The organism is Hoeflea algicola (assembly GCF_026619415.1).
GTDB lineage: Bacteria > Pseudomonadota > Alphaproteobacteria > Rhizobiales > Rhizobiaceae > Hoeflea > Hoeflea algicola.
The window spans coordinates 4,639,351-4,654,292 of the sequence record NZ_JAOVZR010000001.1; the positions used below are offsets into that span (position 1 = coordinate 4,639,351).

Annotated in this window: 15 protein-coding genes; 3 read left to right on the top strand and 12 right to left on the bottom strand. The window is 57.7% G+C overall.

The features are described 5' to 3' along the window. Positions 1-16 precede the first annotated feature (16 nt). The 6 genes from OEG84_RS22460 to OEG84_RS22485 all read right to left on the bottom strand — a co-directional run bounded on the left by OEG84_RS22460 (position 17) and on the right by OEG84_RS22485 (position 7,416). Positions 17-2,446 carry an aerobic carbon-monoxide dehydrogenase large subunit gene (locus OEG84_RS22460; protein ID WP_267655825.1) on the bottom strand — a complete coding sequence of 810 codons (2,430 nt, stop codon included), beginning with the start codon at positions 2,444-2,446 and terminating at the stop codon, positions 17-19. Beyond that, entirely contained in the window at positions 2,443-2,943 is a 501-nt protein-coding gene (locus tag OEG84_RS22465) for a (2Fe-2S)-binding protein (protein ID WP_267655827.1), read from the bottom strand. Before OEG84_RS22465 ends, OEG84_RS22460 begins: the two co-directional genes overlap by 4 nt. A gap of 12 nt (positions 2,944-2,955) precedes the next feature. Next, a complete protein-coding gene (locus tag OEG84_RS22470) occupies positions 2,956-3,822 on the bottom strand; it encodes an FAD binding domain-containing protein (RefSeq protein WP_267655829.1) in 867 nt (288 codons plus the stop codon). A gap of 201 nt (positions 3,823-4,023) precedes the next feature. Further along, positions 4,024-5,217 carry an MHYT domain-containing protein gene (locus OEG84_RS22475; protein ID WP_267655831.1) on the bottom strand — a complete coding sequence of 398 codons (1,194 nt, stop codon included), beginning with the start codon at positions 5,215-5,217 and terminating at the stop codon, positions 4,024-4,026. Positions 5,218-5,541: 324 nt separating this feature from the next. Continuing rightward, complete coding sequence (locus OEG84_RS22480) at positions 5,542-6,180, bottom strand: cysteine hydrolase family protein (protein ID WP_267655832.1); 639 nt, start codon at positions 6,178-6,180, stop codon at positions 5,542-5,544. Between the two features lie 96 nt (positions 6,181-6,276). Beyond that, positions 6,277-7,416, bottom strand: coding sequence for an ABC transporter substrate-binding protein (locus tag OEG84_RS22485; RefSeq protein ID WP_267655834.1), 1,140 nt, complete (start codon positions 7,414-7,416; stop codon positions 6,277-6,279). A 188-nt stretch (positions 7,417-7,604) separates the two neighbouring features. Here OEG84_RS22485 and OEG84_RS22490 point away from each other — a divergent pair, with 188 nt between their 5' ends. Continuing rightward, the gene (locus tag OEG84_RS22490; RefSeq protein ID WP_267655835.1) at positions 7,605-8,492 is read left to right on the top strand and encodes a MurR/RpiR family transcriptional regulator; all 888 of its coding nucleotides are present in this window, start codon (positions 7,605-7,607) and stop codon (positions 8,490-8,492) included. An 8-nt stretch (positions 8,493-8,500) separates the two neighbouring features. Next, positions 8,501-9,817 carry a glutamine synthetase family protein gene (locus OEG84_RS22495; protein ID WP_267655836.1) on the top strand — a complete coding sequence of 439 codons (1,317 nt, stop codon included), beginning with the start codon at positions 8,501-8,503 and terminating at the stop codon, positions 9,815-9,817. A 76-nt stretch (positions 9,818-9,893) separates the two neighbouring features. Here OEG84_RS22495 and OEG84_RS22500 read toward each other — a convergent pair whose 3' ends face one another. From OEG84_RS22500 to OEG84_RS22525, 6 genes are read right to left on the bottom strand one after another with little or no spacing between them, the layout of a single operon-like run. After that, positions 9,894-10,535: a cysteine hydrolase family protein gene (locus OEG84_RS22500; protein ID WP_267655837.1), complete on the bottom strand. Its 642-nt coding sequence runs from the start codon at positions 10,533-10,535 to the stop codon at positions 9,894-9,896. Continuing rightward, on the bottom strand, positions 10,532-11,581 hold the full coding sequence (locus tag OEG84_RS22505) for a branched-chain amino acid ABC transporter permease (RefSeq protein WP_267655838.1): 1,050 nt from the start codon (positions 11,579-11,581) through the stop codon (positions 10,532-10,534). Before OEG84_RS22505 ends, OEG84_RS22500 begins: the two co-directional genes overlap by 4 nt. Position 11,582: 1 nt before the next feature. Then, on the bottom strand, positions 11,583-12,473 hold the full coding sequence (locus OEG84_RS22510) for a branched-chain amino acid ABC transporter permease (protein ID WP_267655839.1): 891 nt from the start codon (positions 12,471-12,473) through the stop codon (positions 11,583-11,585). Further along, on the bottom strand, positions 12,470-13,192 hold the full coding sequence (locus OEG84_RS22515; RefSeq protein WP_267655840.1) for an ABC transporter ATP-binding protein: 723 nt from the start codon (positions 13,190-13,192) through the stop codon (positions 12,470-12,472). The genes OEG84_RS22510 and OEG84_RS22515 overlap by 4 nt, the downstream gene beginning before the upstream one ends. After that, complete coding sequence (locus tag OEG84_RS22520) at positions 13,185-13,772, bottom strand: ABC transporter ATP-binding protein (protein ID WP_267655841.1); 588 nt, start codon at positions 13,770-13,772, stop codon at positions 13,185-13,187. Before OEG84_RS22520 ends, OEG84_RS22515 begins: the two co-directional genes overlap by 8 nt. After that, positions 13,696-14,043, bottom strand: a complete 348-nt coding sequence (locus tag OEG84_RS22525; protein ID WP_267655842.1) for an ATP-binding cassette domain-containing protein — start codon at positions 14,041-14,043, stop codon at positions 13,696-13,698. The genes OEG84_RS22520 and OEG84_RS22525 overlap by 77 nt, the downstream gene beginning before the upstream one ends. A gap of 57 nt (positions 14,044-14,100) precedes the next feature. On the opposite strand from OEG84_RS22525, the gene OEG84_RS22530 reads away from it, so the two are divergent. Further along, entirely contained in the window at positions 14,101-14,886 is a 786-nt protein-coding gene (locus OEG84_RS22530; RefSeq protein ID WP_267655843.1) for an N-formylglutamate amidohydrolase, read from the top strand. Positions 14,887-14,942 lie beyond the last annotated feature (56 nt).

Below are 14,942 nucleotides of genomic sequence, written 5' to 3' on the forward strand. Positions count from 1 at the left end.
CGGAGCTTCCCCGACTCTATGTGTGCAAACCCAGCTTCTCGCCGACGGTCCAGAGGCGCCATGCATCATGCGGCATCTGGATGTGTCCGGCGCCGAGGAATGCATAGGCATCGTTCACGGCGTTGGAGAAGCATGGCACACCGCCGACATGGGGGCTTTCACCCACACCCTTGGCACCGATCGGATGGTGCGGGGAGGGGGTCACCGTGTGGTCGGTTTCCCAATGGGGGGTCTCGACGGCGGTCGGCAGGAAGAAGTCCATGAAAGACGCGCCCATGACATTGCCCTGCTCGTCGTAGCGGATTTCCTGACCCATGGCGCAGGCAAAGGCTTCGGTCAGGCCGCCATGGACCTGTCCCTCGATGATCATCGGGTTGATGCGCGTGCCGCAATCATCGAGCGCGTAGAAACGCCTCGTCTTGGCAACACCGGTATCGACGTCGATGTCCATGACGCAGAAATAGGCGCCGAACGGATAGGTCATGTTCGGCGGTTCATAATAATTGACTGCCTCCAGACCGGGCTCCATGTTCGGGGGCGGATTGTTGTAGGCAGCCCAGGCGATTTCCTTCATCGTCTTGAACTTTTCCGGCAATCCCTTGACCCGGAAACGGTCGACATCCCATTCCAGATCGCCTTCATGCACTTCCATCATGTGGGCGGCGATCATCTGGGCTTTCGCCTTGATCTTGCGGGCAGCCACGGCCGTTGCTGCACCCGCCACTGGCGTGGAGCGTGAACCGTAGGTGCCGAGACCATAGGGCGCAGTGTCGGTGTTGCCTTCCTCAATCATGATGTCGTCGGCCGGAATGCCGATTTCGGTGGCAATGATCTGCGCGTAGGTTGTCTCGTGACCCTGGCCCTGGCTCTTGGTGCCCATACGGGCAATCACCGAACCGGTCGGGTGGATGCGGATTTCGGCGGAGTCAAACATGGCGATGCCGAGAATATCGCAGTTCTTGGCAGGCCCGGCGCCGACGATCTCGGTGAAGAACGAGATGCCGATCCCCATCAGTTCTCGGGTCTCGCCACGCTTGAAAGCTTCGCGCTTCTTCGCCTGCTCCTCGCGCAGTTCCTTGTAGCCGATGGTGTCCATCGCCTTCTTCATGGCGGTGTGATAGTCGCCGCTGTCATATTCCCAGCCGAGAGCCGAGTGGTAGGGGAACTGCTCGGGTTTGATGAAGTTCTTGATGCGCAACTCAGCCGCATCCATGCCAAGCTTCTGGGCCAGCAATTCCACCGCCCGCTCGATGGCAAACACGGCTTCGGTGACGCGGAACGAGCAGCGATAGGCGACGCCGCCTGAGGCCTTGTTGGTGTAGACACCATCGACGGCCAGATGCGCTGTCGGGATGTCATAGGAGCCGGTGCAGATGTTCATGAAACCGGCCGGCCATTTGGATGGATCGGCGCAGGCGTCAAAGGCGCCATGATCGGCCAGCACATGCACGCGCATGGCCTGGATCTTGCCATCCTTGGTGGCGGCAAGTTCTGTGGTCATGTGGTAGTCGCGGGCGAACGACGTGGTGGAGAGGTTCTCCATCCGGTCCTCGACCCATTTGACCGGCACGCCGAGCACGATGGAGCCCACAACCGAGCAAACGTAGCCGGCATAGGCGCCGACCTTGTTGCCGAAGCCGCCGCCGATATCGGGCGCAATGACGTGGATCTTGTGCTCGGGCAGGCCCGAAATCAGCGAAACGACGGTGCGAATGACGTGCGGCGCCTGGAATGTGCCCCACAATGTCAGCTCACCCTTGACCTTGTCGAAGGAGGCCACCGACTGGCAGGTTTCCAGCGGCGATGGATGAGTGCGGTGATCGACCAGCATTTCCTTGATGGTCACATCGGCATTGGCGAAGACCGCATCCGTGGCCTCCTGGTCGCCGATCTTCCATTCAAAGATGTGATTGGGGTGTTTGCGGGGACCGTGAGCGCCTTCCATCTTGTCCTGAATGTCCTCGCGCAGGATCGGTGCATCGGGCAGCATCGACTTGAACGGATCGACAATGCACGGCAGCGCTTCATATTCCACGTCAACCAGTTCGGTGGCGTCGGAGGCTATGTAGCGATCTTCGGCGATGACGAAGGCCACTTCCTGATTCTGGAACAGAACTTTTTCCTCGGCCAGAACCGCCTGCACGTCACCGGCCAGCGTCGGCATGTAATGTAGACCCAGCGGCTTGAGATCAGCAGCGGTCAGCACAGCAACGACGCCCGGCAGAGCCTGGGCGCGGCTGGTATCTATGCTCTTGATCCGCGCATGGGCGTGGGGTGAGCGGACAAAATCGCCAAACAGCATGCCTGGCAGTTTCAGGTCATCGACATAGCTGCCTTTGCCTTGCGTAAAGCGGACATCTTCGACCCGCTTGCGCTTGCAGCCCATGCCCTGGAGTTTTTCGGTGCGCTCGGCGCGGTCCTGATCAATTTTGGTCTGGTCGTTCATTCTGCAGCCTCCTGAAACGGGGTGCCGTTGATTTTCGCGGCGGCATACTGGATGGACTTGACGATGTTGACGTAGCCCGTGCAGCGGCAAAGGTTGCCGGAAATGCCATGGCGGATTTCATCCTCGGTCGGCGCCGGATTTTCCTGTAGCAGGCGGTGCGCGCGGACGATCATGCCCGGCGTGCAGAAGCCGCATTGCAGGCCGTGCATCATACGGAAGCCTTCCTGCAGCGCACTCAAGGTTCCGTCCGCATTGGCCACGCCTTCGATGGTGGTAATTTCTGTGCCGTTGGCCTGCACCGCAAACGTCATGCAGCTCTTGACCGACATGTCGTCCATGTCGACGGTGCAGGCACCGCAATGGCCGGTGTCGCAGCCTATGTGCGCGCCGGTGAGGTTCTGCTGTTCGCGAAGGAAGTGGATCAGCAAGGTGCGCGGCTCAACCAGAGCCTCTACCTTCTTGCCGTTGATGGTCAGTTCGATATGCGATTTTGTCATTGGAGTTCCCCCTCAACCTTTGGCGCGGGACTGAGCCCGCTCAAGTGCGCGCCGCACCATGACACCTGCCATTTTCGTGCGATATTCAGCAGGCCCGCGCATATCGGAGGCCGGGTTGGTGATGGCTTCGGCGGCTGCCACGGCAGCATCGACTGTCGCCTTGTCGAGGCTGGTGCCAACAAGCAGAGCAGCAGCATCGGATGCCCAGAGCGGTGTCTCCGAAACGTTGGTCAAACCGATCGATGCGCTGGTGCATTTGCTACCCGCCATGGTGATGACGACGGCAGCGGCCGCAGTGGCATAGTCGCCAACCTTGCGCTTGAGTTTTTCATAGGCATAGCCATGGCCTGGGGCAGGGGTCGGAATGCGGACTGCAGTCAGGATCTCGCCATGCTCCAGCGAGGTGTAATAGGCGCCCTGGTAGAAATCGCGCGCGGGAATTTCCCGGCTGCCATCCGGACCGGTGACCGCATAGGTCGCCCCAAGGCACATCATCAGCGCCGGCATGTCGTTGCCGGGATCGCCGTTGGCGACATTGCCACCAAAGGTTCCCTTGTAGCGGATTTGCGGATCAGCGATCAGCCGCGAGGTCTCGGCGATGATGGGAATATGACGGGCAAGTTCGTCTGATGCGATCAGTTCGAACTGCGTGGTCATGGCGCCGATGATGATTTCGTCGCCCTTGATCTCGATACCCTTGAGACCACCGATGCCGGAGAGGTCGACAAGATGTTCCGGCGAAGCCAGCCGGGTCTTCATCAAGGGGATCAGGCTGTGCCCGCCGGCGAGAATATTGGCATCCTCGCCGAGTTTGGTGAGCAGCCCCACCGCATCGTCAATGGTTGCAGGTCGGTGATAGTCGAATGTGCCTGGTATCATTCTAGCTCCTCCCGAAAACTTGGCAGATTAAGAACCGATCACTCCAAGAGCCCGAAGGCTGCTCTCTCGATCGATCTTCAACAGTGCTCAGAAGAGAGGCTATTGCGGCGGTGCCAGACAACTGCTGGCGCACGAACACCACGTATTTTCACGAAATACAGGGTGTTCGCACGAACTGCGTCAACAATGTTGACATAAATTCTAGCTGATATTCGAGTGTTCGCGGGACTGGTGGGCGGCCAATTTCTGGCGAAGATCGGCCACGCGGGCCCGGCTGATCGGTACCGTCCTGCGAACAGGCGAAACCAGTTCGGCGATGGCCGCATCTCCGGATTTCTTCACCTGGCCCACATGCGCAAGACTGACTATATAACTGCGGTGGGTCCGGTAGAACAAAGGCTTGGGCAGACGTTCGAAGATTTCACTGATCGACAACGAACAGAAAAGGTCGTCGCGCCCGTTGAAGACATAGGTGTAATGGGCGTTGGCATGCACCGAGATGACGTCGCTGGCTGCGATGTGAAACCGGTTTCCGTTCTTTTCGATCGGCAACAGATTGCCTGAACTGGATCTTTGCACTGCTGTGACTTCGGCGACCGCCGGGTCCGCCACAGTGCTGTCATCAAAGCCGCTGTCATAGAAGTCGTCAGCGCCGTCCGCTCCGTTCGTCCTATCTGCTTGATGGGGGCCGGAGGTCACCCGCTTGGGTACCAGCGTCAACATGAAGATTCCTGACACCGCGAAGGCAACCACGCTGACGATCACCGCCAATGTGTCGCTTGAAATATACGATGTCGATGTGATCGGTGCAGCAAGTGAAAAATCAAACGTGGTGCCGGCCATTGCCGTGTAGTGCATTCCCGATACCGCGCATCCCAGCGCGGTGGCACAGAGAAACAGCGGCGGACGCCGGTCGGCTGAAAACGCCAGCCAGAGCCCCAGACCCGAGGCGGTCACGGCGATGATAAAGCTGATAATCACATAGACCGGATCATAGCTCAGCCGGGCACTGGAATGCAGGGCGATCATGCCGACATAATGCATGGTGGTGATGCCCAATCCCATCACTCCTGCCGCGATCGCCAACAAGCGCGGCGAACGCAGGCTGGCCAGATAGACGGCAATTCCCGTCACCAACACACAAACCAGGAATGAAAGAAGTGTCGGCAGCACCAAGTAGTCGACCTCTGCCGCCATCGCCATAGACAGCATGCCGATGAAGTGCATGCCCCATATACCCACAGCCAGGGTCATCGCGGAGGCCGCGATCAGGAGTCGTCGATTGAGTGCGAAAGCCCCGGAGATCCGCAGCGCGAGGTACAGGCCGACATAACTGGCCTGAATGGCAACAATGATCGAAAGTGCGACCAGATAGAGATTGTGATGCGATGCCATCACCGGGCGGTCTCGTTAGCTTGGCAGGTTGGTGACTTCTCGATCATGATCCTACGCTAGCACGATAGCTTCGCCAATCTCCACAGGGTCCGGACGGCTGATTGAATAGTCCCTAGATTTGTAGACGCCTTCTTTCTTGGTTTTGAGGCAAGGAGGGCATGATGGGCAAAGTCAATTTCAGTGGTGATTTCAAACGAGATGCTGTTACCCGTCAAGTTAGAACGGCAGCAGAGAATAAAGCCTGAGGGTGTTTAGAAAACTCGGTGCTGCCCAAGCAGGCCTGGCCACCAGCGCCAGGCCTTGCAAGATCTCGATGGGGCGTAATCAATCGGCGACAATGGTTGCGAGAATCTCGTCAACATTCTGAACGCGGCAATAGCCGCCAAAGACCTTCAGGGCAGCGGCATGGCGTTGTTCCGTGTAGGCTGCACAGGCGTCCGCCGCGCAGACCATGTAATAGCCGCGATCTGCGCCGTCGCGGATCGCCATATCGATGCACTGATCGGTGACAAATCCGGTGATGATGACGTTCTCGATACCCAAATTGCGAAGCACGTAATCGATGTTGGTCGAGTTGAAGACACCTGACGAAGTTTTTGGCAGCACGATCTCATCGCCCATCGGCGCGACATCATCGATAACCTTGGCCAGCGGCGATCCCTTGGGGACGTGGATGTTGGACAACTTGTGATCCAGCGATCTATCCCGCCCGTCCTGGGTCAGTGATTCGATCACGGTGTAAATCACTTCGACGCCCCGTTCGCGGGCCGCATCCAGCAACCGACTCATGGCTGGCAGCGCCCGGTTCTTCAGTGCTTCGGCGAATTCGGGATGTTGTTGCAGTATCTCTGGCTGCAATTCAGCATTCTGCGCATCAACGACCAAAACTGCCGTTTTCCGCGAATCCAAATTTCTGTCGCGCCCTTCATACCGGGCCAGTGTGCCGCCGATGTTCGTGCTCATTTCAAACCATCTCCCAATTGGTGGCCATTTCAACGGCCCAAGAAAAAAGACAGGGCCAAGCTGGGCCCCGTCTTCTCTGCTACCTGCAAGCGGTGTTTAGTTGGTTTCCGGATTCCAGATTTCTTCAACAGCGTATTTGCCGTTTTTCACGCTGATAATGGAAACCGGCTTCGGCGGAACCATAGTCTCGCGCGTATAGCTGATTTCACCGGTGACACCGTTGAAGCCCCGGGTTTCGGCGAGGGCATCGCGGATATCTTTGGGCTCGGCAGAATCTGCACGGCGGATCGCATCGGCAACCAGCATCAGCGCGTCGTACCCTAGCGGCGCAAACGCATTTTCCGGATCAATGCCATATTCCGCCTTGTAGTCTTCGACGAATTTCGCCACTTCCGGACGGTCATCGGCCCGGTAGGTATGGGTCGAGAAATAGACTTCATTGGCCAGTTCCGGCCCCGGCACGCTGGCAACGAGTTCGGTGTCAAAACCATCACCGGAAACGATTGGCATGGTGATGCCCTGCTCGCGGATCTGCTTTACCGACAACCCTGCTTCCGAAGGAATGGCGGAGATGAACACGGCATCCGGCTTCGGATCCAGCGAGCCAATGCGGGCGATCTGGGCAGAAAAGTCGGTATCGCCCATCATGAAGGTGTCCGTCCCGACAATCTCACCGCCGCGCTTTTCGAACCGTTCGACAAAGAACTTGCTCAAAGCCTTGGTGAAATCCATCGAGTTGTCAGTCCACACAGCGACCTTGCGGGCACCAAGCTTGTCGTAGGCATAGTCCGCGATGGCATAAGACTGGTCGTCATCGCCAAACGGCGTCATGAACATGTAGTCGCCGACCCACTGCGGCAATTCCGGATGGGTTGCACCCGAAGTGACAAACGGGATGCCTTCTTCCTGAAACAGTGGCGCTGCAGCCATCACGAATGTCGTGTCTGACTGACCAATGCCCGCGACCACTCCTTCGGAGAGAACACGTTGAGCCGATTTGGCAGTTTCCTGCTGGTCGGTCTTGCCATCAGGGGCAATCAACACGACCTGCTGACCGAGCAAACCGCCACCCTCGTTGATCTGCTTGACTGCAAGTTGCGCGCCCTTGAGCGATGGCCCGTCAAGTGACGACATGCCTCCGGTCAGATTGTATAGCGCGCCGATTTTGATTTCTTGTGCGTGGGCCGCTCCCAGCATGGCAGCGAAAGCCACCGATGCGGCGATCAAACTTTTCATGCTAATCTCCTTGTTGAATTAGTCGAATGTTCACCCTCACACATAAGCTGTGCACACACCTCATGCGTCGATAGCAGCATGCCTCTGCAAATGGATAACGTCAATCGAATGGTACATTTTTTCTTTCAATGCGCATGTTTGTCTGATTTGATACAGATGAAGGCGTCATCTCTGATGAGCAAAAATCAATGAACGTGCTTGAAGAACTGAGGCAGGCATTGCCTGAATTGAGCAGCCGGGAGGCGCGTGCGGCGCGTCATCTCATGGCCAATTATCCAATGGCGGGCCTGACCACGGTCGCCGAATTTGCCAATCAGAGTGGCGTCAGCACGGCAACTGTGTTGCGTCTCGTCAAGCGGTTGGGCTTTCCGGTTTATGCAGATTTTCAGGTGGCGCTGCGCGGCCACATCGAGGAAACCCTTCAGTCGCCACTGATGCGCTTCGGCGAACGCAAGGTGCGTGACGAAGCGGCCAAGACTTCGTTTCTGGCGAGAACCAGCGATCGCCTCGCCGAGCACTTCCGCGCGCTGCCGGACCTTATTTCCGAAAAGGAATTCGACAAGGTTGCCGTTCTGCTGGCTGACCCGCGGCGTGACATTCACCTTCTGGGTGGCAGGTACTCGTCAAACATTGCCAACTACATGGGTGACCTGCTGATCGCGATCCGGGGCAAGGTCTATCCGATTTCGGGGCAGACCCAGATCTGGCCGCAATGCCTGCTCGATATAGGGCGCAATAGTATCCTGGTGGTCTTTGATGTCCGCCGTTACCAGGACGATGTCATCAACTTCACCGATGCCGCAGCCAAGCGAGGCGCGACCATCGTCCTGCTCACCGATATCTGGCAGTCGCCAGCCGCACGTTCGGCACACCATGTGCTGACCTTCCCGGTGGAAGCGCCGTCAATTTTCGATGTCCTGACCGTCGGGACAGGCGTGGCCGAAGCGCTGGTTGGCGCTGTCGCCAGCAAAGCGGACACGGCCGGCAAAAAGCGCATCGAAGCGCTTGAAGATCTCCGGTCACACCTTGCCGCAAATAATCAGACCAGCGCCAAAAACAATCAGAAAACGAGATGAGGACTGCCATGTTGCGTGAAGAGATCATTATGTTGTGCACGGCCGATCTGGCTAGCCAGGTGCGAGGCAAGGGCTTTCCGGCCTGTGATCTCGAAAGCCGCCTCAAGAAAGGCATTGGCTGGACCCCGACCAACAGCATGATCACCGCACACGGCCCGATCGCGCCAAGCCCCTGGGGGCCGTTTGGAGATACAGTGCTGGTTCCCGATGACGCCACGCGTGTCCGGGTTGATTTTGGCGATGAACAAGCCGCGTTTCATTATATGATGGCCGATATATGCAATCTTGACGGGACCCCGTGGAGCGTTTGTCCGCGCAGTTTCCTCAAGCGCATGCTTAAGCAACTCGAGGACCGTCATGGCCTCAAGCTGAAGGCAGCATTCGAGCATGAGTTCATGCTCGAGGATGTCGAGGAATTACCCAATGCAAGCTATGCCCTTGATGCGTTTCGGCGGCAAGGCAGGTTTGCCGAAACCTATCTTGGGGCGCTCAAGGCTGCGGGCCTTGAGATCGATACGTTCATGCCCGAATTCGGGCCAAAACAGTATGAGGTAACGGTTGGCCCGGCTGAAGGGGTCAAAGCAGCGGACGAGGCGGTGGCGGTGCGCGAGATCGCGCGGGCGGTTGCGCAGTATTTCGGGACGAGGGCAAGCTTCACCCCGATCCTGCGGCCTGACGCGGTAGGCAACGGCGTGCACATGCACTTCAGCCTGATGGACGCAGCATCCGGAAAGCCGGTCAATTATGACAGCCAGGGCAAGAACAACATGTCGGAAACCGCCGGCTCGTTTCTGGCTGGCATTCTCAAGCTCATGCCTGCGCTGACGGCCATTACCGCCGCCGGGACGATTTCATATCTGCGGTTGACCCCCAACCGCTGGAGTGCGGCCTACAACAATCTGGGTGAGCGCGACCGCGAGGCCGGTCTGAGAATCTGTCCGGTTTTTCCCGGTTCCGGGACTGATATTTCAAAACAGTTCCACTTTGAATTTCGCGCGGCCGATGCGACGGCAAATCCTTACCTGGTTTTGGGCACATTGATTGCCGCGGGCCTTCATGGACTTGACCAGAAACTCGACCGGCCGGAAGTCTGTCCCGGCCCGCCGCAGGATCTTGAGGAGGCGCAACTCCGCGACCTGGGCATTGTGCGTTTGCCGCAATCATTAACCGAGGCACTGGACTTGTTCGAGGGCGAAGCCGCATTCAAGCCGTTGCTGGGTGAAGATTTGATCCAGGCCTATCTTGCGCACAAACGCTTTGAGGTGGACCTGATGAAGGACCTATCGGACGGGCAGCAGTGCGAGAAATACCACCTGGCCTACTGATGAAACCTGACTGCGCCCTGCTATTGCCGGGCGCAGTCTATAACCAGCAGAACTTGTCCCGATCTTCAACGATGCGTTAACCGCTGGTGTCGCGCTTGATTGCAGCAATCAGGCTGTCTGTTGTCTCCATGCGGCAATAGCCCTTGAACGCCGCCAGCGCCGACTGGTGCCGCGCTTGAGTATCGGTTGCACAGCAATCGGAAACGCAAACCATGTGAAATCCGCGATCAGCGCCATCGCGAATGGTATGGTCGATGCATTGGTCGGTGAGAAACCCGGTTACGAACAGCGTGTCCAGCCCGATATTGCGGACCAGATATTCGAAGTTGGTCGAATTGAACAGGCTGGAAGAGGTCTTCGGAATGATCATCTCGTCGCCCCGAGGCGCCACCTCGTCGATTACCTTGGCGTCCCAGGATCCCTTGGGAATGAAGAAATTAGAAAGCTTGTAGTCGAGGCTGCGGTCACGGCCATCGTCGGTAAAATTCTCCATCACCGTATAGATGACTTCTATGCCGGTTTGCCGGCATGAATCGGCCAGCCGGCCGATATTGCCGATAACGTGCCCGCGGGCAGCCTCGTAAAATTCGGGTCGTGGCTGACGGTTCGCTTCATCCATCACCCAGTTCTGCACGTCGATCACCAGTAACCCGCAGCGCTCGGCGCTCAGCGGCAAGACGCGACCCGGGTAAACATCCTTGCGGCGCGGTTCTGTCATGGTTCCTGCCTTCCACTGAATAATTTGCGAATGACCACCGGTTCACCGCTGCCAAATAATCCCGACGGTTTGAGGTAAAGCACGAGGATCAGGCAAAGCGCTACAATCACCTGGCTCAATCCATAAAGCCCCACGCTCTCCTCAACGGGCCGCAGGCTTTCGGACACGATGGTAATAACCGTCGCCGCAAGCAGAGCTCCCATGATGCTGCCGGAACCGCCGATGACAACCATTACGACAATATTGAAGGCCAACAGAACCGAATAGGTTTTCGGGGTCACGACACTGATGAGATGGGCCAGCAGCGCGCCGGCCATGGCGGCCATGATGGCGCCGATGACAAAGGCCAAAATCTTGAGCCGCGCTGCGTTGATGCCGCTGCACTTGGCAGCAAGCTCATTCTCGCGAACCGCCATCATTGCGCGTCCCAGTGACGAGAACTTGATCCGCCATGTCACAGCAACCACCAGCACCAGGAATCCGAAGGCCCACCAGATGTCGACATACCGGGGCAGCCCACTGATGCCTGATCCGCCGCGAGTAATGCCGTCCCAGTTGGTTGCCAGCCCCTGGACAACGATGATCAATCCCAAGGTCGCCACTGCCAGATAGTGACCCTTGAGCCGAAGCACGGCACCGCCAATGGCCAAGGCGACCAAGCCACCGGCCAGACCGGCTACGAGCAATGCCGGCAACATCGACCACTCGGTTGACGCAAGCCAGTCCGGCAGATCGGGGAGCATCGACCCTTTTCGCCTTGCACTGAATGTCAGGATGGCGGCGACATAGGCGCCAATCGTCATGAAGGCCGGGTGCCCCAGTGAAAACAATCCGGTGAGACCGTTGGTCAGTGTCAGCGATACCGCCAGTGCAGCATTTATGAACAACAATGCCAGCAAGGTAACGGTATAATTGCTCAGTCCCTTGCTCGCCACAAAGATAGCAATGGCCGCTATCACGACAACAGCGGCTGCGGCGACAAACCCCTTCATCGGCGTTGCATGCGGGGTAATTGCCCGAGCCTCATTGAGTTCTCTCGCCTTCATCTTATGCGCGCTCCTCGGTATTGCGTGCAAAAAGCCCCGATGGCTTGACCAGCAGGATGACAATCAGCAGCAGGAACACAAACGTATCGCGGTAGCCTGAGAACTCCTGTGGCAACAAACCGACAAAGAGAACTTCGGCAAGCCCGAGAATGTAACCGCCGAGCATGGCGCCGCCAATCGAGCCGACACCGCCGATGACGCACGCGACAAATGCTTTCAGTCCCGGCACAAAACCGAGCAGTGGATCGATCTGGCCGAATTTGCCGCCCCAGAACAGGCCGGAAACGGCAGCAAGCGCACTGCCGATGGCGAATGCGGCGAGGATCGTCCGATTGACAGCAACCCCCATCAGCCGGGCAGCCATCAGGTTTTCGGCCGTCGCCCGCATCGCGGTACCGAGCTTGGTTCGATAAACCACCAGAAACAGCCCGCCGATGAGAAGCAGGGTCAGAACGATAATGACGAGGTCTGTCAGCGACGCATTGACCCCGCTAAATTCGATGCGTTGACGCATGAAGGCTGGAAACAGAAAGTTCCGCGGCTGGCCGGACAGGATCATCAGTGCGCTGTTTTGAATGGCAATCGAAACCGCCAGTGTTGCGATAAAGCCGGTGACCGGGCTGGCGCCACGCATCGGCCGGAATATGATTGTTTCGATCGCCATGCCCGCAAGCGCGCCGATCGCCAGCACAAAGATCAGGATGACTGGCCACGGTACGCCTGCACTCACCAGGGCGAGTGTCGAAAAGGCCCCGATCATCACCAGGTCCCCATGGGCAAAATTGATCAGACGGACGATGCCGTAAATCATCGAAAACCCGATCGCGACAAGCGCATAGAGACTGCCAAGCGCAAGGCCGTTGATCAGTTGTTGGAAAAGGTATTGGCTCATGCTGCGACCCCGAGATAGGACTGTCTGACCCGGTCGTTCTGGGCAAGTTCGGCGCCGGTGCCCGAAAGCACGATGCGTCCGTTCTCCATGACATGGGCGCGGTCGGCGATATCGAGCGCCATTGCCGCGTTTTGTTCAATCAGCAAGATGGTGACGCCTGTCGCTTTCAGCTGTTCGATAATATCGAAAATCTTCTCGACAATCTGCGGGGCCAGACCAAGGGAGGGTTCATCCAAAAGCAGCATTTTCGGTTTGGCCAGCAAAGCCCTGCCAATGGCAAGCATCATCTGTTCGCCGCCGGAAAGCGAACCGGCAGCGATATGCGCTCTTTCCGACAGGATCGGAAACAGTTCATAGACGTGTTCGGTCGTCTGTTTTATCGCCGCTTTGTCCGATTGTGTGTAGGCGCCCATGGCGAGGTTTTCCGCCACGCTGAGCGACTGAAATACCTGTCGCCCTTCGGGGCATTGCACCAGCCCGGCGCGAACGATTTTTTCAGATGAAGATTGCACCAGGTCAATTGTTGTTCCGCCCGCGGTGAACAGAATTGAACCCGAACGCGCCGGCAATAGCCCCGAAAGGGTCAGCAAAGTGGTTGATTTCCCGGCACCATTGGCTCCGATCAGTGCCACCAGACTGCCCTCGTCAACGGCAAAAGCCACGTCCTTGAGCACATGCGTCGCACCTCGGAACACATTCAGATCGCGAATCTCAAGCATGGGCTTTTTCCTTTCGCCTGGTGCCGAGATAGGCCTCGATCACACCCGAGTCCTTCTGGACATCGACCGGCGTGCCCTCGGCAATCAGCGTGCCTCGGTTTAGCACCTGGATACGGTCGCACAAATCCATGACGAGATGCATGTCGTGTTCGACCACCAGAACAGCGATGCCGAAATCGGAATTGATGCGACGAATGAAATCGACCAGGTCGCGGGTTTCAGACGGGTTCAGCCCTGCTGCAGGCTCATCGAGCAGCAACGCCTTGGGCTGCCCGGCCAACGCCCGCCCGATTTCCACCCGGCGCTGATCGCCGTAGGAAAGATCGCCTGCCTTGCGGGCTGCGAGTTCCTGCAGGCCGATTCGTTCGACGATATCGCGGCTCACATCCCGCAGCTTTTCTTCCGCCCTCCAGAATGACGGAAGCTGCAGGATGGTCGCGAGCGTACTGGCGCCATGGCGCATGTGACCGCCGCACATGATGTTTTCGAGAACACTGAGATCGTCAAAAAGGCGAATGTTCTGGAAGGTCCGGGCCAGCCCGGCGCGCGCCATGACATGGGGGAGAACCGGTATGGTCACGGCCCTCGATTCGGATCGTCCCGGATGAAGGTTCCAACACGCCGGTCAGCAGATTGAAAGCAGTTGTCTTGCCAGCGCCGTTGGGGCCAATCAAGCCGACCAGTTCTCCCCTGGCCAGCTGCAATCCATAGCCATCCACTGCCAGCAAACCACCAAACCCCCGTTGCAATCCGCTCGCATCAATGACTGGTACTTCTGCCAAGTGAGTATGCTCCTTCAATTGTCGCGACGATAAGGTGCCGTCCCCATGATCGTCAACTAAAAGATACATCTTGCAATGTTTCGATTGGATTTGTACGAATTGATACAAACAGCATGGAGCGGAAAAGTGTCTGATTTGCAGGATAACACCAAGGCAATGGTGCTCTCACCCGAGGAGCCGCATCCTCTGGAGACCTTCAACCAAGATGCCACATCTGAATATTTTGTGATTTGTGAGCATGCTGGAAACCGGATTCCTGAGAGCCTTGGAACAATGGGGCTATCGGAGACCGATCGCCAGCGGCATATTGCCTGGGATATTGGCGCACGCGCGGTCGCGATCGAACTGTCGAAAATGCTCGATGCGCCGCTCTATGCTCAGCGCTACTCGCGCATTGTCTGTGATTGCAACCGCCGCCCCGATGTTGCTGCCTTCACGCCGGTTCGAAGCGAAGCCACTGATGTGCCCGGCAATATCAACCTGACGCCGGAAGCAAGCGCTGCCAGGGCGCGCGAGATATTCTGGCCATTCCACAATGCAGTAACTGAAGCGCTCGAAGACCGTCGGCAACGCGGTATCCCCACCAAACTGGTCACCGTGCATTCTTTCACGCCTGTCTATCTTGGTCAGAAACGGCCCTGGGAAATCGGGGTCCTATTCAACCGGGATCGTGATCTGGCGCCGTCGGTGGCCGATTGGCTCAAAGACAACACGGATCTGTGCATCGGCATAAACGAACCCTATGCGGTTGGCGACGATACCGATTACGCCATACCTGTGCACGGCGAACAACGCGGATTGCCCTGTGTAGAATTCGAGATTCGCAATGACCTCATTGCGGATGCCGGTACTGCCCCGCATTGGGCGGCAATCCTGCGCGACGCACTGGTCGGGAGCAGCCGTACCCCCTGACGCGGGCTTGTCTTGGGAAGCCGGATGAGCATGGCCGGTCGGCGATTTGCTCGTGT